General features: G+C 41.6%; 28 protein-coding genes. 12 read left to right on the forward strand and 16 right to left on the reverse strand.

All coding sequences use genetic code 11. The features are described from left to right. Positions 1 to 16: 16 nt before the first annotated feature. The 4 genes from B2863_RS07150 to B2863_RS07165 all read right to left on the reverse strand — a co-directional run bounded on the left by B2863_RS07150 (position 17) and on the right by B2863_RS07165 (position 4,582). Positions 17 to 1,285 (reverse strand): CAP domain-containing protein, encoded by a 1,269-nt coding sequence (locus B2863_RS07150; protein ID WP_296208703.1) that lies wholly within the window; start codon positions 1,283 to 1,285, stop codon positions 17 to 19. A gap of 168 nt (positions 1,286 to 1,453) precedes the next feature. After that, on the reverse strand, positions 1,454 to 2,977 hold the full coding sequence (locus B2863_RS07155) for a 3'-5' exonuclease (protein ID WP_296208706.1): 1,524 nt from the start codon (positions 2,975 to 2,977) through the stop codon (positions 1,454 to 1,456). A gap of 46 nt (positions 2,978 to 3,023) precedes the next feature. Continuing rightward, entirely contained in the window at positions 3,024 to 3,809 is a 786-nt protein-coding gene (locus B2863_RS07160; protein WP_296208709.1) for a hypothetical protein, read from the reverse strand. Positions 3,810 to 3,946: 137 nt separating this feature from the next. Further along, on the reverse strand, positions 3,947 to 4,582 hold the full coding sequence (locus tag B2863_RS07165) for a hypothetical protein (RefSeq protein WP_296208712.1): 636 nt from the start codon (positions 4,580 to 4,582) through the stop codon (positions 3,947 to 3,949). A gap of 685 nt (positions 4,583 to 5,267) precedes the next feature. Between B2863_RS07165 and B2863_RS07170 the strand changes: the two genes are divergently transcribed. The 6 genes from B2863_RS07170 to B2863_RS07195 all read left to right on the forward strand — a co-directional run bounded on the left by B2863_RS07170 (position 5,268) and on the right by B2863_RS07195 (position 10,622). Beyond that, complete coding sequence (locus tag B2863_RS07170; RefSeq protein WP_296208715.1) at positions 5,268 to 7,391, forward strand: hypothetical protein; 2,124 nt, start codon at positions 5,268 to 5,270, stop codon at positions 7,389 to 7,391. A 114-nt stretch (positions 7,392 to 7,505) separates the two neighbouring features. Further along, positions 7,506 to 8,009 (forward strand): hypothetical protein, encoded by a 504-nt coding sequence (locus B2863_RS07175; RefSeq protein ID WP_296208718.1) that lies wholly within the window; start codon positions 7,506 to 7,508, stop codon positions 8,007 to 8,009. Positions 8,010 to 8,021: 12 nt separating this feature from the next. Further along, positions 8,022 to 8,831 (forward strand): hypothetical protein, encoded by an 810-nt coding sequence (locus B2863_RS07180; protein ID WP_296208721.1) that lies wholly within the window; start codon positions 8,022 to 8,024, stop codon positions 8,829 to 8,831. Between the two features lie 36 nt (positions 8,832 to 8,867). After that, positions 8,868 to 9,395 carry a hypothetical protein gene (locus B2863_RS07185; RefSeq protein ID WP_296208724.1) on the forward strand — a complete coding sequence of 176 codons (528 nt, stop codon included), beginning with the start codon at positions 8,868 to 8,870 and terminating at the stop codon, positions 9,393 to 9,395. A 43-nt stretch (positions 9,396 to 9,438) separates the two neighbouring features. Next, positions 9,439 to 9,786 (forward strand): hypothetical protein, encoded by a 348-nt coding sequence (locus B2863_RS07190; protein WP_296208728.1) that lies wholly within the window; start codon positions 9,439 to 9,441, stop codon positions 9,784 to 9,786. 197 nt (positions 9,787 to 9,983) lie between these two features. Further along, positions 9,984 to 10,622, forward strand: coding sequence for a hypothetical protein (locus tag B2863_RS07195; RefSeq protein WP_296208731.1), 639 nt, complete (start codon positions 9,984 to 9,986; stop codon positions 10,620 to 10,622). 70 nt (positions 10,623 to 10,692) lie between these two features. On the opposite strand, the gene B2863_RS07200 is transcribed toward B2863_RS07195, so the two are convergent. Further along, on the reverse strand, positions 10,693 to 11,001 hold the full coding sequence (locus B2863_RS07200) for a hypothetical protein (protein WP_296208732.1): 309 nt from the start codon (positions 10,999 to 11,001) through the stop codon (positions 10,693 to 10,695). A gap of 43 nt (positions 11,002 to 11,044) precedes the next feature. After that, entirely contained in the window at positions 11,045 to 11,296 is a 252-nt protein-coding gene (locus B2863_RS07205; RefSeq protein WP_296208734.1) for a 2Fe-2S iron-sulfur cluster-binding protein, read from the reverse strand. A gap of 217 nt (positions 11,297 to 11,513) precedes the next feature. Here B2863_RS07205 and B2863_RS07210 point away from each other — a divergent pair, with 217 nt between their 5' ends. Both B2863_RS07210 and tnpB read left to right on the forward strand, forming a co-directional pair. Continuing rightward, positions 11,514 to 11,882 carry a hypothetical protein gene (locus B2863_RS07210; RefSeq protein WP_296208737.1) on the forward strand — a complete coding sequence of 123 codons (369 nt, stop codon included), beginning with the start codon at positions 11,514 to 11,516 and terminating at the stop codon, positions 11,880 to 11,882. Positions 11,883 to 12,002: 120 nt separating this feature from the next. Then, on the forward strand, positions 12,003 to 13,157 hold the full coding sequence (tnpB, locus tag B2863_RS07215; protein ID WP_296208740.1) for an IS200/IS605 family element RNA-guided endonuclease TnpB: 1,155 nt from the start codon (positions 12,003 to 12,005) through the stop codon (positions 13,155 to 13,157). A gap of 169 nt (positions 13,158 to 13,326) precedes the next feature. Here the strand turns inward: tnpB and nrdB are convergent, their stop codons facing one another. The 3 genes from nrdB to B2863_RS07230 form a co-directional block, all read right to left on the reverse strand. Next, positions 13,327 to 14,493 carry a class Ia ribonucleoside-diphosphate reductase subunit beta gene (gene nrdB / locus B2863_RS07220; RefSeq protein WP_296208743.1) on the reverse strand — a complete coding sequence of 389 codons (1,167 nt, stop codon included), beginning with the start codon at positions 14,491 to 14,493 and terminating at the stop codon, positions 13,327 to 13,329. A gap of 39 nt (positions 14,494 to 14,532) precedes the next feature. Further along, complete coding sequence (locus B2863_RS07225; protein WP_296208746.1) at positions 14,533 to 15,930, reverse strand: hypothetical protein; 1,398 nt, start codon at positions 15,928 to 15,930, stop codon at positions 14,533 to 14,535. Between the two features lie 123 nt (positions 15,931 to 16,053). Further along, positions 16,054 to 16,542 (reverse strand): hypothetical protein, encoded by a 489-nt coding sequence (locus B2863_RS07230; RefSeq protein WP_296208747.1) that lies wholly within the window; start codon positions 16,540 to 16,542, stop codon positions 16,054 to 16,056. A gap of 344 nt (positions 16,543 to 16,886) precedes the next feature. On the opposite strand from B2863_RS07230, the gene B2863_RS07235 reads away from it, so the two are divergent. Together B2863_RS07235 and B2863_RS07240 are read left to right on the forward strand one after the other, a co-directional pair. Continuing rightward, the gene (locus tag B2863_RS07235; RefSeq protein WP_296208750.1) at positions 16,887 to 17,069 is read left to right on the forward strand and encodes a hypothetical protein; all 183 of its coding nucleotides are present in this window, start codon (positions 16,887 to 16,889) and stop codon (positions 17,067 to 17,069) included. 79 nt (positions 17,070 to 17,148) lie between these two features. Continuing rightward, positions 17,149 to 18,666: a hypothetical protein gene (locus B2863_RS07240; protein ID WP_296208751.1), complete on the forward strand. Its 1,518-nt coding sequence runs from the start codon at positions 17,149 to 17,151 to the stop codon at positions 18,664 to 18,666. 57 nt (positions 18,667 to 18,723) lie between these two features. Here the strand turns inward: B2863_RS07240 and B2863_RS07245 are convergent, their stop codons facing one another. Both B2863_RS07245 and B2863_RS07250 read right to left on the reverse strand, forming a co-directional pair. Further along, positions 18,724 to 18,966: a hypothetical protein gene (locus B2863_RS07245; protein ID WP_296208753.1), complete on the reverse strand. Its 243-nt coding sequence runs from the start codon at positions 18,964 to 18,966 to the stop codon at positions 18,724 to 18,726. Between the two features lie 14 nt (positions 18,967 to 18,980). Continuing rightward, positions 18,981 to 19,709 (reverse strand): hypothetical protein, encoded by a 729-nt coding sequence (locus B2863_RS07250; protein ID WP_296208756.1) that lies wholly within the window; start codon positions 19,707 to 19,709, stop codon positions 18,981 to 18,983. 193 nt (positions 19,710 to 19,902) lie between these two features. Between B2863_RS07250 and B2863_RS07255 the strand changes: the two genes are divergently transcribed. Then, entirely contained in the window at positions 19,903 to 20,235 is a 333-nt protein-coding gene (locus B2863_RS07255; RefSeq protein WP_296208759.1) for a hypothetical protein, read from the forward strand. A 151-nt stretch (positions 20,236 to 20,386) separates the two neighbouring features. On the opposite strand, the gene B2863_RS07260 is transcribed toward B2863_RS07255, so the two are convergent. The 5 genes from B2863_RS07260 to B2863_RS07280 form a co-directional block, all read right to left on the reverse strand. Beyond that, positions 20,387 to 20,806 (reverse strand): hypothetical protein, encoded by a 420-nt coding sequence (locus B2863_RS07260; RefSeq protein WP_296208760.1) that lies wholly within the window; start codon positions 20,804 to 20,806, stop codon positions 20,387 to 20,389. Positions 20,807 to 20,825: 19 nt separating this feature from the next. Beyond that, positions 20,826 to 21,293 (reverse strand): hypothetical protein, encoded by a 468-nt coding sequence (locus tag B2863_RS07265; RefSeq protein WP_296208763.1) that lies wholly within the window; start codon positions 21,291 to 21,293, stop codon positions 20,826 to 20,828. Positions 21,294 to 21,306: 13 nt separating this feature from the next. Beyond that, a complete protein-coding gene (locus B2863_RS07270; RefSeq protein ID WP_296208765.1) occupies positions 21,307 to 21,756 on the reverse strand; it encodes a hypothetical protein in 450 nt (149 codons plus the stop codon). Positions 21,757 to 21,807: 51 nt separating this feature from the next. Continuing rightward, positions 21,808 to 22,713 (reverse strand): hypothetical protein, encoded by a 906-nt coding sequence (locus B2863_RS07275; protein ID WP_296208767.1) that lies wholly within the window; start codon positions 22,711 to 22,713, stop codon positions 21,808 to 21,810. Between the two features lie 61 nt (positions 22,714 to 22,774). Next, entirely contained in the window at positions 22,775 to 23,656 is an 882-nt protein-coding gene (locus B2863_RS07280; protein WP_296208770.1) for a DNA adenine methylase, read from the reverse strand. A gap of 716 nt (positions 23,657 to 24,372) precedes the next feature. On the opposite strand from B2863_RS07280, the gene B2863_RS07285 reads away from it, so the two are divergent. Beyond that, positions 24,373 to 25,915 (forward strand): ESPR-type extended signal peptide-containing protein (locus B2863_RS07285; RefSeq protein ID WP_296208772.1); only part of this gene is annotated, 1,543 nt, incomplete at its 3' end.

A 25,915-nucleotide genomic window follows, 5' to 3' on the forward strand; every position in this document is an offset into this window, starting at 1 on the left:
TTTCAACATTAATTAATTAGTAATTTACATCACCAGTGCTGAACGTAAACTCTTTTTTCAGCAATGTTTTATTGTCCGATAAAACATCAAAACTTACTTTGTATTTGCTGTTGCCATATAAACCACAGTTTTTGCGCGTGCCTCGCTCACAGCTTTGCAATGAGTCTGTAAGCGGCATGAAGAACGCTTCGTTTTCAGGCATTTCATAGTAAGTGTTCTTGTATGGGTCATTGCTTGAATCGACCAGTTGCACAGGAATGTCTATGTTACGAGCCACATCAGTAAACTTGATATTACTTACTTTGATAGTATCTGCCTGCCATACTTTAACATGTACCGGATGGCCTACAGGGTCAGTCGCTAGGTTACGGCCGGTATCTTTAACAGGGTTTGGCGATTCGCCATATAGCCCTGTATTCGTGCCTGTTGTCGCAGCACAAGGGTAGGTTGTGATACCACTAGGCTTGATGCTATCAAATGCCTTGTCTTCATTTGAGCTTGACGTAGAAACCAGTACATAACCAAAAGATGAGTCTTTATTTGTGCCAAACGGCGTATAAGTCAGAACACTTGAACCAGAGTTCTTAAAGTTTGGGTTAACCAATGAACGAAGATGGTAAGGCGCTGATAGTAATGAACGAGCCATTTCAATGCCAACTTCTTCTGGTGACGCTTTGCCTTTTGATGGGTTGTATTCAGTACGTTTAACGATATTCTCGCCAACCAACTGACCATTTTTAGCATAGTCAGCATCTCGAACACGATCTATAAGCTCAGCACCTGCAAAGAAAGGATTGCCTGGACCTGATACATCGGTAAAGTCAGCATAGGTATCTTCTCTATGCGGGTTTACATTAGCGATATTGGCATTCTTATACAGGTATTTTAGGTAATTGGCATGCTTGTTCGACACTTGAGCAAGCTCTTGGTCTTGCTCGTAACCGCCGATATTACAAGAAATACGCTCCATACTAAAAAAGTTGTCTACCGCCAAACCTGCTCGTAATTCTTCTTCCGCCGCATCACTGTCGGTAGGTGTTTCAGGGTCAGTTTCAGGGTCTGTAGGATTGGTTACTGGTGGTGTTGGTTCAGGGGTGGTCGGCTCTTCAACTGGCGTTGTGGTATCAGGCTTATCTACAACCACAGGCGGTTTTTGTGGCGCTGGCGTATCTGTACCTGATTTCGAATCACCGCCGTCACTACCGCCGCCGCCGCCACAAGCGGTCAACAATACGCTTGAGAAAATAATACCCGCTAATGTACTGCTGTTTACTGATAGTTTCATGATGCGCCCTTGGTGATTATTAGTATATCCAGTATTTTGAATTAAATTGCTGTTAGGTAAACCTTAACATTGAATGTCTATTATATTAAAATAAATAGCAAATAGCAACACTTAATAGACTAATTTTTCGTACAATTAGCAGCATCATCTAATAGTCTTATCTTATCTTTAATGTAGCATTTTAATTATCTTTGTCACGTTGGCTGAATAAAGTTTTTTTCGTGCTCTGGTAATGGCGACATAAAGCAATCTATATTCTTCATCATTAGCGTCTTTAGGTGATTTGTCTTTATTAAAGAACTGGTCGTTAAAGTCGCTATGCAGCATGACGTTATCCCACTCAAGCCCTTTGGATCTATGCGCAGTGGTCACTTCAAACGCCCAGTTATCTTGTTTGCTCTGATTGCTACATCTTGCCAGCATATTTTGAATATCCCGGTACTCATACTCGTTATAAATCTTTAGGTAAGGCGATATAGCCTGATCGCCGTAAAACTCTTCATTATACTTAGTGAGTTCTTGGAAGTCTTTAAAGCCCTTCAATACGCTGTGATTCTTTTGCGAGGCAGGATTTTGCTCAAACGCTCTTATGGCTTCAAGCATAGAGATGGTATGTTTTAGGTCAAGGTTCTTAGGTAAGGCAAACAACCCGCTACTGGCATATTCCATCATTACCTCAAGCGCGCCCATGTTGGTTCTACATAAGACCACGCTCAAGTCTTTAGGTTTGGTGTTGGTTTCATCTATTTGGGTAACACCTGGGGCCTTTAATCCTTTAAACTGATTACTCTCTCCCAAATAGTCAAGTATTGGCTGAGCATACTGTGCTAAGTTGTCGCCAAATCGAAAGGACTGAGTGAGGTGACGCACCGGCACGTCTAGCTTCTGCATGACATTCACCGCTCCCAGCCACCCATAAATTTGCTGATGCGCATCGCCAACGTAGATCACAGGGCATACTTGTTTAAGCAGTACACCGATCATAATAGGGTCTGCATCTTGCGCCTCGTCAAACAAAATGAAATCCGCATTAATCTTTGGCTCACTAAGCGCCCAATACTTCAAATAGACGCCATGATTGTTGCCGAGTCCAATTTTCCCTTCTGGGTTTAAGTAGTCCATCCAGATGTTTCTCATAATCACAAACAATCGTGATGCTAAGAAGTTTTTATCGTTGAAATCCACGCGCTCAAACAACTCATCAACAGCCGCCCGTACATGACGCTCAGCAGGTGCTTTTGAGCTGCTATTCATAAAGACCTTTAGTCCCTTATCTATAATCAGCATCTGCTCAAACCCGCTTATCTTCTTTATGATGCCTACACGCTTCACACCGGCCTTGGTGAAGTCATAGGCGGTTACTGGTATTGGTCTTAGTTGGAAGCGCCGTATGAACTCATTTGGGCTTAATACGGGCATTCTTAGCTTAGCAGTCAACCAAGCTGGCGAGTTGCGATAGGCTAATGAGTGAAAGGTGCTTACCTTCACGTTGTTTGGTAACTTATTGGCAGCCTCACTTGCAATCCCTTTATTGAAAGCCAGGTAAAGCCCATGCTTATTTTGAGTACCAAGTGCCCGCGCTATTAAGATAAGAGTAGATGTCTTGCCAGCACCAGCAAAAGCGATGAGCTTCATGCTAACACCAGTACTTGCCAACGCCACTGCATTCGTTTGTTCTACGGTTGGATTCATTTTTAATTCTTCTATTTGGTTTGATCGACGCTAAGTAAGCAAGACGCTATTTATCGTCGCCATTTAGTTTATTGAGTACTGACTGTATGTAGGCCGCGCCACTGTTTTCATTGTTTTTGATGCGGTTGCTTAGACTGAGTATGTTTTGCTCAACCCGTTTTGACCGTTCCTCAACACTCGTTATACTGCGCTTTTGGCCAGTAATGCGTTCTGCTATTACCTCAACCGCTCTCTCATCGATGATGGTTTCACCTGTATAGTCCTCGCTATTCAGCCACAATAGCCTTGCAACCACTTCTACATCGTCACCATCAACAAAATCTTTAAGTTCTACGGCTAGCTTATCAATAGCTAAGATATTGTGGCTCTGGTCGATATCGTCATGAATGATTTTATCAGTCGTTAATATCAAAGACCTTGTGATTGCGCCAGTCATGCTTGCTGTGTATTCAGGCTGTGTGACGACAGGGCCAGAAACAACCATCATCTGATAACTATCATCTAGTGATATATCGGATATCTTTTCAGCACTCATGGCAATAACTTCTGCAGTACGCTCTTGCTCGATACTTTGTATTAAGTACTCACTCTCAAGCCATAGCAACTTGCCAACGATATAAACGCAATCGCCTTTAAGTAAGTCCTTTGTATCCAGCGCTGCTTGCTTGATTGCTGTTACGTTATGAAATTGCTCTATAACGGTGTCTAGTAGTTGGTCTTGGGTAGCGATCACCAGTCTTGTGCTAAGACTGTCTTCTACGTTGACATGCGCTGCATCTATAGTCAGCACGCCCTTGATGAATATCGATTGGTTCTTAGTGAAGCGATCCATTGGGTATTCCGTTATATTTGTTGAGTAAGTTATAATAATCTATATTAGCAAAGAATTTGCTGGCAAGTATAATATTAAAGGCTTTATCGCAGTTTTAGATAAGAAATAAAGTGTAGAGTTACACATAACAGGTGCGTTTAATCGATAATCAGTTGTTCTTTACCGTTACCCACAGGCATGCCTCTTAGCCGACAGCACATGATAAGTACTTCGCTTGCTGATAGATTTATGATCTTCGAGATGATTCTGTCATACTTCCGATTGTTCTTGCCCGCCATTCGTTTAATGGCCATGTAGATGGTATCGCCCGCGATAACAATCTCATCACTTATTCTAAGCTTAGACAGAGGAAGGTTTTTGTAGCAGCTCTTTAGGACGTTCCATTCTTTCTTAGTGAAGGGGAGTTGGCCTAAATGGTCAATAGCGGTATTGAAGTCCTCAAGCATTGCATTGATGGTGCCGCTAAAGTTTAGGCTGTCTGAACCAATAGAGTGCTCAGTAATAATATCAACATCTTCTGATGTGAGCGTTACAGTGGTGATGGTGTACTCTGATGACTCAGCCTTGTTTTGTTGCATGCCATTTTTGATATCAGTCCAAGATTCGCTTTCTGTCAAAGATTTAATTCCAAGCAAACGCTCGACCACCTGATAGTCATTCAAAACCAAGCTCAGATTGCGTCTAAAGACATCATTAGTGTCTTTATTGGCATTAAGACTTTCGATAACCTCTATACTGACCGGGCTAAGTCTGATTGATTTATACTCTTGCATTATTTTTTTTCACTATAATTATGTTTTCTGGGTAGATGGCGATGCTGAATGTTAACGATTGTTTTTAGTTAATCATATAATACATTATAAAGTAACTAGTACAAAGCTATAAGGTATAGGGCTTGCAACTTATAAAGTTGTGTTATTATGTGTGATATTAATTAATAAATGTATTACACATAACTAAAGCAACGTCCACATCCGCTACGTCAATTGCAATTATAATTGACAAATAATAATGACAAAGAGGTTTGTTATATGAAAAAGCCCGCCTCCCGTAAATACCTCATTAGCAAAACAATACTAGCAACGATAATTTACTTCATTTTAGTAATTATGAGTCAGCCTTTATTGTCTGATGTCGTGTTCTACAACCTACTAGGTTTCTCAATATTCCTCGTTCTCTTCGTATTGTTTGCAATCTCATTTAGATCTGTATTGTCTTGGTTTGAGCGAAAAGCCCAGCAAGCTTTAAGAAATAAGTCGGACAAAAGCGCCTGTAATCGTAAAAAATAACCAAATGCGATTCACTTTGGGCGTTTATGCTGGCAAGTGATTGACCTGCATAAAAAGTTTTGTTAAATACATTCTATATAAAATAATGGTATTATTAACAAGATAGCTCAATAGTAAGTAGTAGCTACACAATAATTCTAGCAAAACTACGAATATTAGGAATTTCACCATGTCTGATATAAACACTCCACCCAAGAAAAACTGGGATGATTCAGCCTCGAATTATGCCAAAAAGATACAAGCTGGCTCGTACTTACATCCTATGTATGCCAAAGCCGGACTATCCCCTCAACATACCGCCGAAGTCGCAAGCGCCATGCTTTATGAAATTGGCATCGACATTGCTGCCAGTGATTTAATTGACGGTGGTGAGTTTAAAAACAAAGATGATATCTCCGTTTACCATGCGAAAAAAGACAAATGGATCAGTGGTCGCACCTCACAAAAAGGTTGGGCACACTTCCATAATGATGGTGCGCCAGTAGTATCAGGCACCAACTATCCTAATGGTGAAGATATCAAAAAAGAGGTTATCACCTTAGAAAAATGTGCTGAATATCTATCTGACTTCTCTATGGATATGCTTAACGACAAAGGCTGGCTTAAGCCTGAGTATGTTCCTAAAGGTAACGAAACGGCACCTACTATTGTTGTTGATGAAGAAGCTCGTGCTCGTAAAGAGCAAGAACGAAAAGAAAAACGTCAACAAGAAGAGATTGAGAGAAAGCAAAAACGATTAGATGGTGCAAAAAACGTCAAAGTCTCAATCGACAAAGCGATTGCTGCGCATGCCAAAATCGTCGCTTCTGGTAACAATATTGAGCCTCATGCCAATCATGCTTACCTGCAGAAGAAATATGGCGAAGATTTACCGCATTACTCACCTTACCTTAAGTCTTTAATAGCCTCTGATATCACCTTTGCTAGTTGGGCTAAGCCTGATGAGGTTTATCCTCTGTATCAGCCAGGCTATGACATCATGACAGGCCAGTTAACAGCGCTGCAGCGCACCTCTCATGACGCGATTCCTGAAAAGAAAAAACCTGCGCCTGGTGAAAAGACTAAATTCATTAAGCAGTATAAAGAAGACGGTTCACCTGCAATTGTTAAGAAGTTTGCCTCGGGCACCAATGCCAACAACTCTGCAACACCTGTATTTAATTATCCATCAGAAAATATTAAGACCTATTACCTATCGGAAGGTATAACTACGGGTGCTAGTTGGGCGGCAGTGATGGATATGCAAAATGATCCTGATGCTCAAGATAGTTGCGTACTGTCTTGTTATAACGCTTCCAATATCGCAAAGGTATCAGCAGACTTAAGAGAGAAATACCCACAAGTTGCCCTGGTTATTATTGCAGATAACGATTACCAGACTGAGCACAATGATGGCCAGAAGTATGCCAATGAAGCTCGTGAAGAGCAAGGTGCTATTGTTGTCACGCCGCCTATCCCTTATTTAAGAGACGGTCAATCTGATTGGGATGATGTGATTAGTAATATTCGCGAAGCATTGACCATAGAGGCGCAAAAAGAACATGGCCCGACAGCTAAAGCCAGTTTTGAGTCAGTACGCCAAGTCGCCAAGCGCGTTATCGATTCAGAATACCTTCAAGCGCTCAATAGTGTTATCGAAGAAACTGATGATTTAATCAAAAAAGCCACAGATACCGTTGAGAGTCGTCGCAACAACAACGCCTCTAATCCTAGTGCTAAAGAGGATACTTTGCTATTGGCGATACAAGATCCTGAGTTTAGAAAACTCACTGCATCTGTGTTTAATGTAGCAGGCTTTTTGGATCACTCTAAAGAGTGGAAGATGCCAAAAACTGTTGCAAGCTTATTAAGCAACATTGATTTTGATGACAAGCCTTTGAAGGCGCTAGACCAAGATCAACGCAAGAAGGTATTAACTGATTCTAGTGAAACATTGGTAGAGCTTTTGACCAGCAATAAATCTCACAATTCTTTAAACTTTGAAAACAAGATGTTGATTACCGAGCTGACAAAAGAGAGCTGGGATGTTAACCCTAATTATACCAAAGCCTTTTTAGCTAAGATCGATAGCAACGTAACTCCTGGTCGCCAAAGCTCGAATGAGCCAGAGCCGATGTTTGTTACCGATTTTACGCAAAAGCTTGTTGAGCAGTACCATCAAATCATTGCAAACAAACAAGCGCAAACTGCTCAGCAAAGCAATGAGCAGCCACAGCCCACTCAAGAGCAGGTAGTCAACGTTGAGCCTGAGCCTGAACCTGAGCCATCAAAAGCACTACGCCGCTCCCCTTAGTTTTCGACCGCACGAATACAGACAAAGCCTTGTTGGTCCACAAGGCTTTTTTCTTGCATAAAACTAATATTTATAATCTAATGTATTATAAAGAACGAAAAGAGTGGAAGCGTTGTGCTAATACCTAAATTAAAGAAATCAGTCAGTTTTAATGGTAGATATGAAGGCACGCCAGCGTTTGATGCCTCTCTATCAATTGTTAAATCATGCGGCTCTAGTGAGTTTTACAACTATTTATGTGATAAAATAAGTGAAAATATACACGAAAAGCCCCAGCCCGTTCTTATTGACATGCTGCAGAATATAAAACAACTTGTACCAACACCCCTTGATGTAGATAGGCAGATACTAAGGTCAGCAGCAAGATCCCTTTTGGATGCCTTGGCTTACATCAAAGAAAACCCTTACGTTCAAGATGCAGACTATGAAGATCGCTCTTATGAAGACCAAGTAGTGTTCTGTATGAATGAAGCTTTTATTTTCTTTTTGAGAATACAGCAGATAGAACAACTTGTTTTTCAAGCAGAGTCACAGTCAGAGATGATTGTCGCTAAATATCATAAAGAACAGGAATTGCTGGCCAATACCAACCAAATCCAATCATTTAAAAAAAGATAACAGGTAAACATCATGAAATCAGCCAGCTTAAAGTCCTTCGGTGCCATATTGTTTTCAGCCTCACTACTAAGTGGGTGTATGACAGCGGCGCATTTAAAAGAGCCTGTAACCCCAAGAGAAACGCCTGTTTTTGACTTGCAAGGCACATCGATCCCAACATTCAATCCACATACTGCCAAACCGCAAAACGGCTATCAAAAGCTACTGCCTTACTTGCCTTATGTGCTACCAGTGCAGAGCAAATTGGCATCACACCCGCTCAAGCCCGTAAATTTTTCAACATACGTGACAGAAAACGCTCAATCAAACGCCCTGTTATATGATGATGTTTTTGAATCAATGCTTGTAACTTACGCAACCAAGTCAAGTAAGACCACTACAACAGCACAGCTTGCCAGTAAGAGCGCAAAAACTTTCGAGGCGGCGGTAGCTAAACTGAGCACAAAATACAAAGTTGAGCCTGTTTTGACTCGCGGTGGCTACAACATCAACAAGTTTAGCGGTGCAAGCCAGCCCTACGTGGCCAAACGATACATTGTGACCAGTGATAAGGCCATTAAGAGCAGCGACATCCGTGATGACCTACTGACTGCTCTGTATAAGCGACCAACGAACCCACAAACAGGTGCAGAGACATTGGTAAAAAACCGCGCCTTCTACGTGGACCTCACTACATGGTCTGACGTTCAAGCGATCTCTAGTATCCATATCAGCGCCTGGGTGCATCCTTTGGCCACTAATAGAAAATCTGATGAAGACGAATGGATTGATGCTAGAGCGGATTACATTAATGCCAATGCCTTCATTCATTTTGAGAAATAATTTCTTACTGCGTAGTCGTTACCATTTAGAGGTGTTATGAGAAAACACATTAACGCTTTTTTTAAGCGCAAACCCACTAAGGCGGCATTGCGTATCGCCTATGTTTTTATATTTTTATTGCCGTTCTTATGGTGGGCGGAAGAGGTTGTTTATGTAAAAGAACGCGTGATGCAGCGCTCCCCGCATGAGTCGGTCGCTACCTACCACAAAATAGGAGAGCCTGACAGTAAAAAGCCATGGTGCGTGCTGACGTTAAATCCAATTAGCCCCGATATCGCCTTGAAAATTGCTCAAGCCAAAGAACTCGTTGGTGCTAACGCCAAGGTAATGATGTCAGGCACTGAGTTAATTGATTATCGTGCCAAGGCGGGCTGTATGGGTGTTGACCACTCGCGCATGTATTGGGTCGTTCTTGATCAGACACAGAAAAACCATGCCACCGCTTATTTGTCTTTTGAAGGTTTTATGTGGATGCGCCGCTTAATCTATATGGTGCTAATTGTATTGGCGATGGGCAATATCATTAACAGAAAACATGCTAAGCATGAGTACAGTCCTTACTAAAATCAATTGGTAAGGTGGGTATAGCATAGGAAAGAGACTTAACATGTCTGAAAGCACTATTAAAATAATTCTGGGCATACAAAAGGTGCCCGTTATTACTATAAAATCCTTGCCAGATCATGAGTTGATTAAAGAGCTTGGGTTTAATTTTTTTGACGCTCAACATCTATTTTTCTTCTTTAAGATCTCATTAATATCAACAGTCGTGTTTCTATCAGCTACTACGGTGGTAGTCTTAGCGCAAGGCTCAGCATACGCGACTTACTTCAAGTGTCTGTCGGTGTTCTTAATCTTAAGCCTGTTTCTTGCTGTTTTAAGCTGCCAGCTCTTTAGGTATCACCGTAAAAAAGCTTCTACCATTCAGCGGATTTTACGAAGCCGCGGCTTATAGCTTTGCACTGAATACCACTCTTAATAAAAAAGCACTTTGCCTAAAATGCAAAGTGCTTTTTTTGTGGGCTAGGCTATTCAAGTATTCAGTATATTCACAAAGACACACCTTCTAACAATATATTCAGCACAATCTCTTTTAGATTTCCTAGCAACTGCTACACTTAAAACACAGGTTAATAACGAAGGCGGTGCAGCATGAGAGCAGAGTGGTATGATGAGGAAAGTGGCGAATGGTTTCATACAATAAGTAATAATTGGATCTATATCGGGGCTGATATTTATCAAAGAGATTATTCAAAAATAGGTAAAACGACGGTAGGTCCAAACATAAGGCATACCTCGTCTCAGGGTCCGGGGTTTTATATTTATACCGCCTATAACATCATGAATGGTGATGTCTCTATTATTGAGAAAGCGATTCTAAATTATCTTGATTCTATGCTCCCTCACCCAAGAGCGAGTCATGTTAGTACTGGCAGTATAAGTGAGTGCTTTTGGGTGAATCCTTATCATGTAGTTGGTTTGGTAGAACACTTTATTGAAACCAACTACCCATCAAGTGTGACTTATGAGAGTGTGCAGTGCGGTGCCATGAGCCGTTACCAGTGTCCAGATAATATATATAACCGATACAATCCGCGATTTAACTATATCTGGCCAACCGATCGTTCAAGTATTGATGTGCCTAATTTGAACATGTCAGCCAGTCAGTACTTCACTGGCAATCAGGTAGAGTATGAAACTTGTTTAGAGGATGTGGATGGCGGTTCTATTTTCCTTGACCATGATACAGGGATGGAGATGTATCGAGATTCAGATGGCAATGTATACTGACCTGCCAGCCTCTTGATTGCTGATCACAAAAAAACGCTCATTATGAGCGTTTTTTAGGTCTTAAGCCGGGTTATGCCAATAGATTGATGAATAAACCTTTTGGCTTTGGTGCGCTTAAATCATCGACTTCACACCAGTTATTCGAATCAAGGATGCGCGCTCTATCAAACCTTTGGAATGCCACATCGTCTCTTTCAATGATAATGATATGAATGTCAGGCATCATAATCAAAACGGCGTATGCTAAGGCGCTATTATAGCTGTACTGATAAACGCCCGTCGTCTTGCCAGCATTATCGATTATTCGCACATTCCATACACCTGGCACTACTGCCGCATCATCGCTAAGTAGCCGCTTCGGCTTTAGTCTATTAAACACAGCACACCTCTTTAGCGGTTTGTCTGAACCCGCGTTTTATTTGCTAAAATTTTAGTTTGATCACACCTGCAATCTCACAGCAGCAAGCAAGCAGCTCCCCGCTATTTATTGTTGCAAGTGGTGGGTTCTTATAAGCAATATCTCTTGAGTGATGAGTTACCTGTAATCTGCAGCTGCCACAGTAGCCCTCTTTGCATTGATAATCAGGCTTATGGCCGGTTCTAAGCAGCCCATCGAGCAAGCTTTCTTCTTCATGCAAGTAAAAAGTACAGCTGTCAGTCATTACCCATGTCATAAATACACCTAGTCGTTCTCAGATTAGCCCCAGTTCGCTGAAAAGGGCGTTTACTTATATTTTCCCCGCCAGCATACCAAAGCCGCTTAAATCGAATAATAGGCTATATATCCCTCTATCATTAAAAAGTGTAAAGCATTATCATTAGATCGAATGAGTGGCTTAGATAATAAGTCCTTGCTCTCACATGTTTAACGAAGAAAGGATAGAAATAGCTATGTCAATTTATGATGCGGTAAAGCTTGATCGGCCAGTTCTCTTTAGTCCCTATATAAACAATGGTTACTCTTGTGCCGTAGAGGATGAACAGCCATTTACTATGTGCGCAGACGATGTTAAGCCTTTTATAGACGAGCTGGCTGAATTGTCTCAATTAGATATCATCGAAGATACTAGGCAGAGTTTGGTGCAAAGACATGATGGAACACTATTGCAGACTGCATTTCCAGTTTTAGCTGACTTTAAAGCGATTATTGTTGAAATGAAAACAGCACCAAAAAAACTAATTGAGTTGGTCAATATTTGGCAGGCATCAGGCGCAAACGAGATTGTGATCGACTTTGAAGAAAAGCCTCGTACATTTTAACATCTTAGCGCAGAATTCCCCTACTTCTAAAGTAGTGGGATGAATGCGTTGTTAATCACCACTCTTGGCGGTTGTGGTATAATAATTAATAATTATAACACTTATTCATAATAAGCCTCTATGCCCACGCAAATTCTTAAAGCCTATAAAGTCAGGTTGTATCCGAACGAGGATCAGCAAGTGTTCTTTGCTAAGTCGTTTGGTTGCAGTCGTTTTATTTGGAATAAGATGCTTGCCGATAAAATAGACCACTACAAGGCCACAAAGACCACCCTAAACAACACCCCGGCTCAGTACAAAAAAGAGTTTGAATGGCTCAAAGAAGTGGATAGCCTGGCACTAGCCAACGTTCAACAAAATCTAAGAGCAGCTTATAGTAAGTTTTTTAAGCAAGGCTCAGGCTTCCCCAAGTTCAAGAAAAAAGGCATCAAAGACAGCTACACCACCAACAATCAAAAGGGCACTGTAGCAATCACAGATAGCACTGTTAAACTGCCTAAAATTGGTCATATCAACGCCAAATTCCCCGATAAAATAAATGGCTTGATTAAGAGTGCCACCATCAGCCGCACCCCATCAGGCAAGTATTTTGTCAGCCTATTGGTTGAAACGGTCGTTAATGAGTTACCCAAAACCCAATCAAACATCGGTATTGATTTAGGATTGACAGACTTTATCGTCTTATCAGACGGCAGCAAAGTTGCTAATCCTAAGTTTCTAGCAAAGCTGCAAGACAAACTGGCGCGAGAACAAAAGGTTTTAGCCAAACGCAGAGCGATTGCCAAAGCAGATCAGCGCAAGCTGTCAGAGAGCCGCAACTATCAAAAGCAAAAAATAAAAGTTGCCAAGGTCTATGAGAAAATAACCAATACCCGCAAAGACTTTCTACATAAGCTCTCATTCAATCTCATCAAAAACCACGATGTGATTGCTATTGAAAATTTGAACGTCAAGGGCATGGTTAAGAACCGTAAACTTGCTAAGGCAATCAGTGATAGCTCATGGTCGTCATTCACCACCATGCTTGCCTATAAAGCAGAGTGGTACGGTAAACAGGTTGTCAAAATAGACCGGTGGTATCCATCCTCTAAGACCTGCTCAAACTGTGGTCACTTGCTGACGAAAGCTGAATTGCCGCTATCGGTTAGAACATGGGATTGTCCAAGTTGCTTACAGCGAAATGACCGCGACCTTAACGCCAGTATCAATATCTTAAATCAAGGATTGCTACTGGCTAAACAATCAAAAACTGTCGGTGCGACAGGGTTAGCTTAGTAAATTTGTCTAACCGCTGATGCAGAACACCGCATTAAGTATGGGCATTACCTAAGAAACCCTACCTCTAAGGTAGTGGGTAGTTCATCCTTTACCAAAATTTGCTGGCAAGTTCTTGATAAAAAGAAAAGGCATTACGCCTTTTCTTGTGTCAATCGTCGGTCAATAACTACAGCTCAAAGTCGTCAAAATCACTGTCGGATAAATCAGAATCAATCTGGCCAACCAAGTAATTAGAAATCTCAGTCTCTTGCGGTGCCACCTGCACATTGTCTGAGGACAGCCAGGTGTTAATCCAAGGGATTGGGTTAGATTTTGAGTTAGGGAATCCTGCAGGCAAGCCAACCGCTGTCATTCGTAGGTTGGTAATGTATTCAACATAGCTGCTCAAGATGTCTTTGTTTAAGCCAAGCATTGAGCCATCTTGAAATAAGTAATCAGCCCACGCTTTTTCTTGTTCTGCGGCATCCATAAAGATAGCGATGGCTTCATCAGTACATTCTTCGGCAATGATGGCCATATCAGGGTCGTCACGACCAAGACGCATCAGATTTATCATTTGCTGCGTGCCAACCAAATGTAATGCTTCATCACGGGCAATCATCTTAATGATTTTAGCGTTACCTTCCATAAGCTTGCGCTCAGCAAAGGCGAATGAGCAAGCGAATGACACATAAAAGCGAATCGCTTCTAGGACGTTTACTGCCACAAGACACAGGTAAAGCTTCTTTTTCAGGGTCTTTAGGTCAACCGTGACCGATTCCCCGTTGATAACGTGCGTGCCAGCGCCGTACAAGCTGTATAACTGAGATGATTGATACAGATCGTCATAATATGAGGCAATCTTGTCTGCACGCTCTAGGATATGCTTGTTGCTTAATATGCCATCAAAGATAATGCTCGGCTCATTAACGATGTTACGGATAATGTGTGTGTAGCTACGCGAGTGAATGGTTTCTGAAAACGCCCATGTCTCAATCCAGGTTTCAAGCTCAGGGATCGATACCAGCGGCAATAGCACAACGTTTGGACTACGGCCTTGAATGGAGTCAAGCAAGGTCTGGTACTTGAGGTTGCTGATAAATATATGCTTTTCATGCTCTGACAAATTGCCATAGTCCATGCGATCGCGTGACACGTCAATTTCTTCTGGACGCCAAAAGAAAGAGAGCTGCTTTTCGGTCAGCTGCTCGAAGATGGCGTGTTTTTGCTGGTCGTATCGTGCCACGTTCACAGGCTGGCCAAAGAACATCGGCTCTTTCATGGCATTGTTCGGAGTTTGGCAAAATATCGAGTATCCGCCGGTGTATGGGTTTGTGTTATTAATCTCTGACATTGTTTATCATTTCCTTTTTTTTTGGCTTAAATATCGGCACTAACCAATATATATAGATCTTAAACTGTGCTCTGCATAAAAATCATTGTTCCACATCATGTCGTATTCCCGTTCCGCAAAATCCATGAATTCAGTAAAGTCTTTATCGTCTTCCAATTTGTATCTTGCAAATAGCAAAGTATTGAAAGGGACTTCTCTTTCATGAAGCTGATTGATACGATCAGCGACTGACGGGTTACTCTCATAAATACGAGACTGCGCAAACAACTCGGTCTTTATCAGTGCGATGATTTCATCTAGGCGACGCTCTAGCAGTGTTGCACAGGCCATAACATTGCCTAGTGAGTCTTGCCCGCGCTCTTCGATGCTGGCAAGCTCTAGGCTTTTTGTGACCTGCTCTTTCATGTCGAACATGATTTTTGAGATAGGCGATAGGTCGCTCTTATTACTATGGATACCGACATCTGGCACCAACTCTGACAACTTACCGCTTAGCATGTGCTCTGTACGCTGAATGATAGAGCCTGACATAACTTTGATGCTATCGACCAAATCAAGAATACACTCCACCATGTCTAGGTTGTATGACACTGGCTGTGACAGAGACTTGTCCTCTGTGCTGCTAAAGCTTAGGTTTTCAACTGGAGTAACAATGCTTTGCTCTATGGCTTCGGCATAACACTGTGCGTTGACTAGGTAGGACTGCATCTGCATGGGTATAGACTGTATGACAGGGATATCATCACTTGTCTTGTTATCAGGGTTTATGTCTAACAGTTTTTGCAATAGGCTGCCCATACCATCAGAGTAGGTGCCAGGCTTTAGGTGATAGTTGCGGTTGTTAGAATTGAATATTACCGATGAGACAAAGGTGCTATACATAAACAGCAGCCAGACCTTATCGATGCGCTCCATAAGTGATGCGGTAAATCCTATTTGGACAAAGTTGCCACTGGTAAAAGGTAGGATGTCTGTTGCCGCAAAGGTCTCTCTGACATCGGCAAAATCTAATAGGTAGTCTAATAGGTGTGCTGCAGGCTTTACATCACCCTGCTTATAGTCATAGTGCTTTGGAATGGCTGGCACGAAATTCATGTAACGTTTATGCTCAAGTAGTAAATCAAGCGTCTCTAGGCTGACACCACTACCACCAGCCATCCACGTTAAGATGCGACTGCGTACAATAAAACGCGCCTCAAGCGGCGTGAATAAGCTCACTGGTCCGGGAACATGAGTGCTTAGTACTACTGAGAGATATCTTTCAATATCGATTTCTTTGATACCGCCTAGCAAGCTAAGCCCGTGATCAGCAATGTCTTTGGCTAGTATGTACTGCATAAGCAAATACTCGCTCTCAAGCGACATACGCTCTTCTGCTTCTATACGCAGCTCTTCGTTGCTTATAGAGCTGTTACAGAGATTTTTAAGATGCTTCATTAGCTAAAATTATCCTTTATTGCCCAGGTTGGGGTTTGGTTCGTTGTATTCTCTGTGTTTGATACGCCAGATGTGCATTCGACACCATATAACACAACTGCAATGTGGTTTAACCTCCTATACTTAAGCGTTGTGTATCTTTAAAAATTCACGAAACTCATTATCAAGGCTTTTGTCTAGATTGTCAGCCCATATCGCCAACAAATTTCCAATAATAAGTATCACCGGTACTGTACCTATAATAATAAATATCAACACCATTAAGAATGTCAGTAGCATGCTGTCTTGCATGAGGCCTTTAAAAAGCATGATTGGGACCATGATGTAGGCGTTGACGGCGACCGCAAGTATGATTTTGATCTGCCACAAAAAAACCACCCTTTGATGCCATGTCACCTTTCTTTCCATTTTTGCGGTTATTTTTTTTAATTTGATGATTTTAAGATTTCGGGCTAGGATTTCTGTCTCAGGATCAGTGTGCGCACCTGCATGTTCTGCTTCCATGAGTGTTTTGAGGTGATCGAGACAGCTTATATGCTTAGCTCTCATGTCGCTCATTTGTATTTTTAGCGAAACGTTTTTCGCCATAGCTTCTTGGAACTTATCTTTCATAAATAGCCTTTGTATTTGAATTTGCTTACCAATAGGTCTTCATTGCTGTTGCCCAAAACGCCGCCCAAACAACACCTTATCGGTCTTTTTTTATTGTGAGATGACTGCAAACAGTATATAACATATAAATTAATTATTATTAACCCATCCCTTTTTTTTGCCTATTAATTTTGTTAACTCACGCCCACAAACCGTCTGTCTGTATGGAGTGCTTGCGCCATTTGGCAATAAGATACCAATCCTGCTCACAAGCACTGCTTGATATTGTACGACATATTTGTTATAATTCTTTTAAGGATTAGGTAATACCGCCAATCTATAAACAGATTAAGTAGGATGATATTATGACAACCAAACACATGCTAATCTCACAAATAGGCCATGACGATTACGAAGTATGGCTGACAGACAACCTTGAAGACAAAGACAGTGGTTTTAGTGAGCGCGGTACTAAGCTTGAGATCAAAGAGACAGTCGATGAATATATGCTGACCAAAGATACTCAGCCCATGCTCAACCAAAAGTAGGTCAACACCCGCCAGCAGTAACTCACAGTAAGAGTTATGCTGGTTTTTTTATGAAGTTTAAAAACATAGAGGTATTTAGGTGACTGAGTTAATTTCCGCATCAAGTGACAATAAAACAGAGCATCTTAACGAGCAGCTGGTACGCACGAACAGAGTGATTTTCGAGCAAGAAGCACTATTGACCAATTGGGGTATTACTTGTTTTTCTGGATCAGGTGAAGAAAAAGATGTTCGCTTAGCTGAGATGCTATTCACTTACTCCCTGTTATCAAATCCCAAAAAACCACCAGTAATCACGCTTATACATAACAGCGGGCGAGGGCAGGCAGGTGATTTCATTGATAGCGTCAGTGAAGGATTGGTCGAAGATAAAGAGCAGATTAGGGCGCACAAGGTGATGCGTAATGATATAAACTCAGCCATCAATCCTTTTGATACCTATCTCGGCTTCCGTAAGCCTACAGGGTTGCAAGCCTATACCGCCAGTTTGTTCTTAAAGAACATATTCTCATTTCATAATGACGACCTAAGCTTGGCTGACCAACCTTACCAAGCGATTGCAGACGACCTTATAAAAAAAGTTTATGAAATGACGACCTCTGAGCAGCCTGCAATCCCAAAGTACTACCAGAAGGGATACCACAAAGCGCTTGATGAGGTTGTGGTACAGCACAACATCAAAACAGATGATGCAATACTCGCCGCAAAGCTTCGGGACATTCTTCATCTTAAAGGTGCAGAGTGTACTGGTGATGAGCAGCGGGAGTTATGGCTGGCGCGAGACCATGCCCACAAGCAAGCAATGCCCGTACTGGATGATTTGTTGTCTGTTATTGAAGCATGTGAGGCGCAGGATGGGTTTATTGCCCAAGAACTCGCCACAGATCCTTTGGTCCAGCATATCAAGGGCTATATTAAAAACACCATTGTTCACTATCCTTGTTTCTCCAGTCCTACAAAGTTTGATGTTGAGCAGGTTAGTGTTGTTGCAATTGATTTAAAGGATGTGATTAAGCCTGACGATGCTTATAACAACGCCTTGTTTTTCCAGGTCGCTCACAAGGTGGCCGTGGATAAAGTATTCTTAACGGAATATGACGTAGCGGTTGGCGACATTGATGGCGTCTATGCTGATTTACACTACAAGAGAATGCGCCGGTTGCATGAGGGTTATAAGGTTATAGCAGTCGATGGTATTGATTTGGCTGAGCACGCCATGATGTTGTCGTCCACAGCAAGAGAGCAAAGAAAGCGAGGGGTGCGCTACATCCTGAGTGTGGAATGCTTAGCAGAGCTGATGAATGCCGATTTATCCAATAGTTATTCTGCGTTGGCGTATGCCACCAGGCTTTTTCTGTTTTCAAAACCTACAGAAGATGAAGTCACCTTTTTTAATAGAGCGTTTGACAGAAAAATAATGACACAGGATGATTTGCAGAAAATAGACAGCAAGCACTACCTTTATCATGCGGTGCCGCAATCAGGCCAGCGTGGCAACTTTATCGAATTGGCTTTGTGTGAAAAGAAGACCATGAATCAAAAAGAAAGCCTGCTCCTGAAACGTCAGTTTGAAGACAGGGGATTAATCATGTCTTAATGACTTATGAAAAAAGGCGCTCACTATGACTAGTAAGCGCCTTTTTTGTTCTAAGAATTACTGAGGGCTGTTTCTTCTCTCATTGATATGCTGACGTAGAGCGAATAGGAAAAGCCCTAGCATTGCCAGTACCCACAACCACTGGATTGACACAGCACCATCAAAAAAATAAACCATATCAGGTCTTTTTACCACCTGACTTCTAAATGCGCTAATAAAGACCGCCAGTAGTCCCATAAACACACTTGCTATCACAAAAGTTTCTAGGTACTCGTGAAGCTTCTTTGGATTGATTTTCATATCTTATACGCACTCTACTTCTTTGAGTTTTTGGTTTCGTTCAACAAGCAATCTTGAGCATTAACAACTATTGGCGTACCACACTCTTTTTCCAGCCTTTCAGCCTCACTCAATGACCACTCTTTAGCTCTGGCAATCGTACGTGAGCTGCACTTTAGTTGCGCCTCAATATCTTTATAAGTCATGCCAGCCGCTAGCAGCTCGATGATTTTTGTGTATTTTTCAGTATCGATGCTTTTACCTTGAGGTTTGTCTTTGATTGCAGGCAAGCGGTTGGCGACTGCGCGATCTTTTTTTCTAATAGCGTGCTTAGAGGCACTAGTGATGGCATCAACAGTTAAGTAGGCTAGCTCCTTTAGTCTTACCTGATCAGTATCCTCAGTAGCAGCCACAGCATCCAAAGTGCTTCTTATGTCGCTCACCACCACTCTGACACGCTTCTCTTTTAGCTTGGCGCAGATCATGATTTGTTGCCACTGATTGATATCAAACTCACTGAATACAGCCACGTCCTCAACCAGTAAAATATCGCCTTCTGAATAGGTGTCACTAGCTAAGCAGTCATTTACAAGTCTATTAATCTCGCTATCTTCTAAATTATCAAGCGTCACCGCCGTCTTTTCTGTGTAAAAGACATCTACATCAAACCCGTTCTCGGTTGCAAAGTTGGCCAAACGTTCTCTGATCGATATCTGATTCTTAATGACAACATCTGGTATATACGCTCTTATGGTACTGGTCATAAATCACCTTATGGTCTCTTCGTTAGTAGCATTGATTGTAGCACTTTACTTTCATTTAAGGTATAATTGTTTTAATGTAAAGTAAATAGAAAGTAAGCACTAACCCCAATGGATTGCTAAGCAACATTTGCTTATGTGCCACCAAGCACCGCCGCATTGATTCATAAAAACCATAAAATACAGGATGAGAAAAATGGATTATATATTAGGGTGGATGATTAAAATTGTTGCCATCATTATTCCCCTTGCTCTTATTGTTAAGATCACTTTGATTTCCTTAAACAAGGATAAAATGAAGGCCTTTGAAGATACTCTCTCAAAAAACAAAAGCACCGTCATAATTTGGTTTTTTCCAGCAATGTTTTCTTTGGTTGCTGTAGCCATGGTTGTAGGTATGTATTCAGACGAATTAATTGACAATGGCAGTACTGCCCAAATCAAAGAGTCGGACAATGCAAGCGCGCTTGATGATGTAGAGCAAAGATTGACTTGTAGCTTGCCTTTCACTAAAGATAAATGTGACTAGTAACCCGCTTGTACTCGCCCGCACCGCCAACAAAAAAAGATCGCCTGTTAAGACGATCTTTTTTATTGCACGCTTTATTAATCTTGCTTTATCTAAGCGGTGTTGATGTAAGCCGGTAGTCAGCTATGTAGCTTACGGCACTATTCCTGCCTTACTTATCAGCCAGCACCCGCAAGGTGGTTTTGGAGTCTTCTATCTGCTGATTTGTTTTTAGGGTTTTCTTAACCGCCCATGCTTTAATTGCTTTCAACAAGAATACATTAGCCAAAATCAAACAAACAAAGAGAGTAATCAACATGATTAGGTTGAATTCAACAGCCCCTTTTATGTTTGATATGGTTAAGGCGGCACCATTGAATACAATGAAGTTTGTGACCATGGATATTAAGGTGCTCTTACTCTTCACAAAGGCCACTTGTCTGAGTTTGTAGAATAACCGCAGTAGATTTGCTTGCTCGTTTCTGATTTCAGCACTTCTTTCTGGGTGCTTCTCCATGTCTTTTTCTAACATTGCTATGTTCTTGTCTAGCTGTGAGTTATCGATCTCTAAGCTCATTTTCTTTTGATGCATCTTATTTACCTATTCGTTATTAATTCCACCAGTCAACATCGACTCGACTGCTGATGTGTTTCCACTCTTTGTTGAGCGCTGATACTTCTTTAGTGATTGACTCTACGCGTTTATGGATACCATTCTTAATAGCATTGGTTAGCAGGTAACTCCCTAATGTGACGAAAACAAAGCTGCTTAAGATGATGGTCCCGCTATGCTGATCAATCGCCAATGACAATCGGTCGTTGAATAAAACAAAGACAATGCTAAGGGCAAATAGGTTGGCCATTAAGGCGATAAACACCTTGTAGTTATCTACCATGTCTACCGCTCTAAGCGCGTCCATGTTCTTGACAATCTTAATCCTGTCGCTACGAGGTTTTAGCTCATTGCCTGTTTTGTCTTCTATCTGTAGAGCAGTTAGGTACACCTCACAAGCATCACGGCCCACTTGCGCAATAGCGGAGTTTTTACTTTCGATGTTGAATACTTCATGTATGTGCATTGGACCGCCTTTTTTATTTAGAGCTCGTACTTGAGGCCTGGGCTGCTTGTCTAAGAGTGGTAATCTTTTCCCCTAATGCCTTAGTACGCCATAAAACGACGCCGCGAAGAACATTACCTAAAAGTTTGGATGCCACCATGATTGCTACAGTGGTAAAAAATGCTTCGGGAACATAGTCTTGGTTTATCCTACCGGACGCCATAGCCATTACTATTAGTAGTGTGGCTATAGAGAGATTGATACCAAATGCAATCGCGCCACTCATTTGGTTAATCTTATATACCAAAGCTTGTTTTTTAAGAACGCGCATCAGATTCCCTATGGTTTTTAGCTTCTGCCCATCAACACCTTTCGCCATACTTAACAAGGCACTCTGTCTTTTTAGGCGGGTAATCTCGCTTTGAACAGAGATGAGTTCGTCGTCAGTATCTAGTCCTGTACCAAACAAATCCATTAGTAACATTTTGCTTCTTAAGCCTCTGCATTATAAATCTTGGTGTCATTATGAGTGGGGTTACTGCATCGAAGGTTTGGCTATAAATATCTCAGTGACCGCATTCAATTCATCTCGGTCTAAGTCCAGTACGGCTTGAATTGTCGCTGTGTAATCTACCTTGGCATTTCTTAGGTCGTCAGGCATGTCAACAATGCTCTGTCTTGCCGCATCAAAACCATCTGCGATGATCAAGTAGTCGTAATAGTCCCCGCCAATACAGTCAGCTATTGCCTTGGCCTTACTGACTGACTCGCTATTCACATGGGCTTTTTCTCTATAGAACGATAAGATCTCTTCGTTAAGGGTGTCGATACAGTAAGTGCTAAATAAGGCTGAAATCCACAGAGTTGTCGCGCTAACACCCTCTTGGTTAACAGGTGTCCCATTCATTGTGACTACGCATGTAGGTCGATTGCCCTTAATATTAGCCGAAACTACCCACTCATTACTGTCTTGAATGATTTTGTGTTCTGTTGTGTGTTCGGATGGAATTAGATTCTCTTCGTCACCAGGGACGTGTTGGCTGTCTACTAAGGTTATAGACTCAACCAGTTCGCCAATCACTGTATGGAAGTAATCGTTAACCCACTTACTGACGTTGTTGTTTGCAATGATCTTGCTCTTGGTTGGAGTGTGAGCCGATTGGTTTAACAACTTTTTTAGGTGTGAAGCGCAAGCCGTCGCTTTTTTACGATGGCTGCTTTTATCAATACGCTTAACAGACTTATTGATAATGTCTATTACCATCGCTGGCACGTCTAAATGCATGCTCTCCCAAGTAAAGCCTTGTTGCACCTCAACTTTATTTACTTCTCTACGTGCCATCGCTAGGGTCTCAAGCTCAAAAGCATTGCTGTTGAATGCTAGTTTTGATTCACCAAATGGTTCGTAGTTGAATGCTGTACTGCTATTGCGCTTTGTCATTTATGTTGCCTTCGTTCTTTAGTGTTTATAAACAGGGTTATGGATGTAGTAAGACGCTCTCTTAAGCGCCTTGGCTAAACATATCCATTTGCTTCTTCTCGCAGTTAGGGGATAGCCATAGTGACTCTGTTCTGAGTACAGAGCCGCTTTTAGTGCCACCACTGGCCGCTGTTGTTTTTTTATAGACCGTCCAGCCTTTTAGTAAGTCGTTATACAATTCATTGTCATAACCGCTTATTAGGAACATACCTTCGGATGATTCGATCATCTTCAATAGGCGCTCATGCTGACCTAGTGTCATTTCATGATCGCCGTATGAGTCACTGTTTACCCGAGAGTCCGATGTGTAAGGTGGGTCAAGATAAAATAGAGTGTCTGGGCGGGCATGATGCTTAATAACGTTATAAGCATCTGTATTCTCAATGACCACATTTCTAAGTCGTTCAGTGATGTCTAGTATGTTCTGAGGTAATTCACCCCATAACGTTTGTAAGGATGTGCCACTACGCGCTGTATCCAATCTAAAGCCTGTCCGACCTCTGGTTGCTCCCACACTGCCAAAACCCATCTGAGAGCGCACTAGGAGCTGGTGAGCAATCATTACTGAGTCTATGCCGCCAAGCACTCTGCCTTTGGCGTCACGGTGTGCCATAGACTTCTCTTTTGCGAAATTGAACTCTGTACGAGAGTAAGGGGTCATGCTTAGTAGTCTTAATAACTCGGTACGCATTTCTGTATCACGGATGACGTTAAACAAGGTCACAATCTCGTCGTTAATGTCGTTATAGACCTCACGATCAGAAGGTAACTTGTTGATCAGCACTGCAGCTGAACCGCCAAAGGGCTCTACATAACAATGATGCTTAGGGAAGTGACTAATAATCCAAGGCGCTAGACGCCATTTGGCACCGTGATAACGCATTAAAGGTTTTTTGTTGCTCATTTGCGTGTCCGAGTTTTAATTGTTTTTTTATAAAAGCTGGCGGGTTAGAGTTACCTGCAGCGTTTCAATATAAAGTGAATGGCGATGTGCCTAAGCTTTATATATTTTACCTAAGTAATAAGGTTTAATCAACGCTTATTGCTATTTATTTTAATAAATACAAGCGTATTTTATGCTGGCAAGCGTATGATTTAACTATTCAAAAACCGATTTACTTGCGATTTGACAAAAAAATAGATGTTTTTACTAAATTAATTGGAGTTGGGTATATACTATGGTTTTAGAGGATGAGGTGATTAATCCTCATATAACTCATCAATGTTTCAGGTTTTTTGCAGTCAACATCTAGATTCAGACTACTATAGAGATATTGCGACCAAAAACACGGAAAACGTCGAATCAAATCACTCGCTTTTATAGCTAAAACTTAGTGTTTTATGATGTGTATATTCATATATTGCCCATTAATAGAAAAAGCACCGCCACTCCTGTCCAAATCCAGTAAACATAAAGGCGCGCTTCCAAAGCAAGGCCTATCATTTAACTTCTAAAACACTTCGAATTGTACCGTTTATCTGTAAAATACTACCGTTCGTCGGCTAAGGAATTTTGCTTTGATTTTGTGGGTTTTTAACGGTAAACTGTGACGTAAATGTGATTTACAAAAAATGTACTGTAGATACACATAAAAATTCTAGCAAAGAGAAGGCTTAAAAATGAATCACGTCTACAAAGTAGTGCGCTGTAACACGACCGGTGTTTTTAAAGCTGTTCCAGAAAATGCGAAATCCGGCAAAAAATCCAAATCAGTCTCACTCGCGTCTGCGGTGATCACGACTGTCTCAACACCTCTTTCTTTCTATAAAAAACCACTCACGATAGCACTTGCTGTCTTGGGTTTTAGTGCTTTGTCTATTGTTCCTGCGCAAGCTGACTATGGTGATGATAGTCGTAGAATGATTAATGAGATGCAGTTTAAAATTGAAGAAAAGAATATTGAGCTAGGTGACACGGCAACTGCTACTGCCGCTAAAAATGATTACTTTTTTTCACCTACGCTTATTAGCCAGGTTGGTAGTATTGCCATTGGTAATCAGAGTGGTGCTGCGCAATATATACGCGATGCGGAGGACACGGGTTATGACGATCGTTTAGAGGCTGAGATAGCAAAGATGGCAGCTCGTTACAAAATAACGCCACAAGAGTACAAGGAGACGTACTACGGTGATGGCGCTCTTTTTGGCCAAGCTACATACCTAAAACTTAATGCTGCAAGTCAATACGCTGAATCTATAGCTAAAACCAATACCGCCATTGGCGCTAATACGCTTACTAGTTCGGGCGGCACAGCAATAGGTTCGGGAGCAATTTCTCATGAGAGAGACACTGTGTCATTTGGGAATGATGCGTATACATATACTGACTATAGTCAATTGATCACTTTTGAGCCGATACTCGATGAGAATGGCGACCAGGCTGTAGATGAATATGGTCTACCTGCATTTAATACAGAATATTATACGGAAAATAGACCGGCAGTAACTCGCCGTTTAGTAAATGTGTCTGATGGTATTGATGCGACTGATGTTGCAACTATTGGTCAGCTACAAACTGCTGTACGCGACTTGGGCAGTAGTGAGATGTTTACAGAAACGATTGCAGATAAGGCGGATAAAACATACGCTGATAGTGAAAACGCCAAGCAAGATACCGCTATTAACACGGCAACCACCACCAATAACACCCAAAACACTGCAATTCAGACTAATAAAAATAACATCGCAACTAATACCACCAACATCACAACTAATACCACCAATATCGCTAAGAACACGGCGGATATCGGCAAAAAAGCAGATAAAACCTACGTTGATGCCGAAGACAAAAAGCTTCGTGATACTGCGTTATCTAATAAAACAGAGCTCGAAGGTACTATCGCCAGCACAAAATCTGCTCTTGAGTCGGTGAATAATACACAGAATACTAACATTGCAGCCAACAAAACGCTTATTGGCACGACTGACACTAGTATCCGTAATGTGGTTAGTCAGAACAAAACTGAGTTAACGAACTCTCTTAATGGCAACGTTGTTACGTTAAATAATAAAAACACCAGCCAAGATACTGCGATTGCAGCCAACAAAACGCTTATTGGTACGACTGAGACCAATATTCTTAATGTGGTGAGTAGAGACAAGTCTGATCTGACATCGGCCATTACAACTAGCGTCAATGAGCAAAATAATAAAAACACCAGCC

It is taken from the genome of Psychrobacter sp. UBA3480 (genome assembly GCF_002377945.1).
Lineage (GTDB): Bacteria > Pseudomonadota > Gammaproteobacteria > Pseudomonadales > Moraxellaceae > Psychrobacter.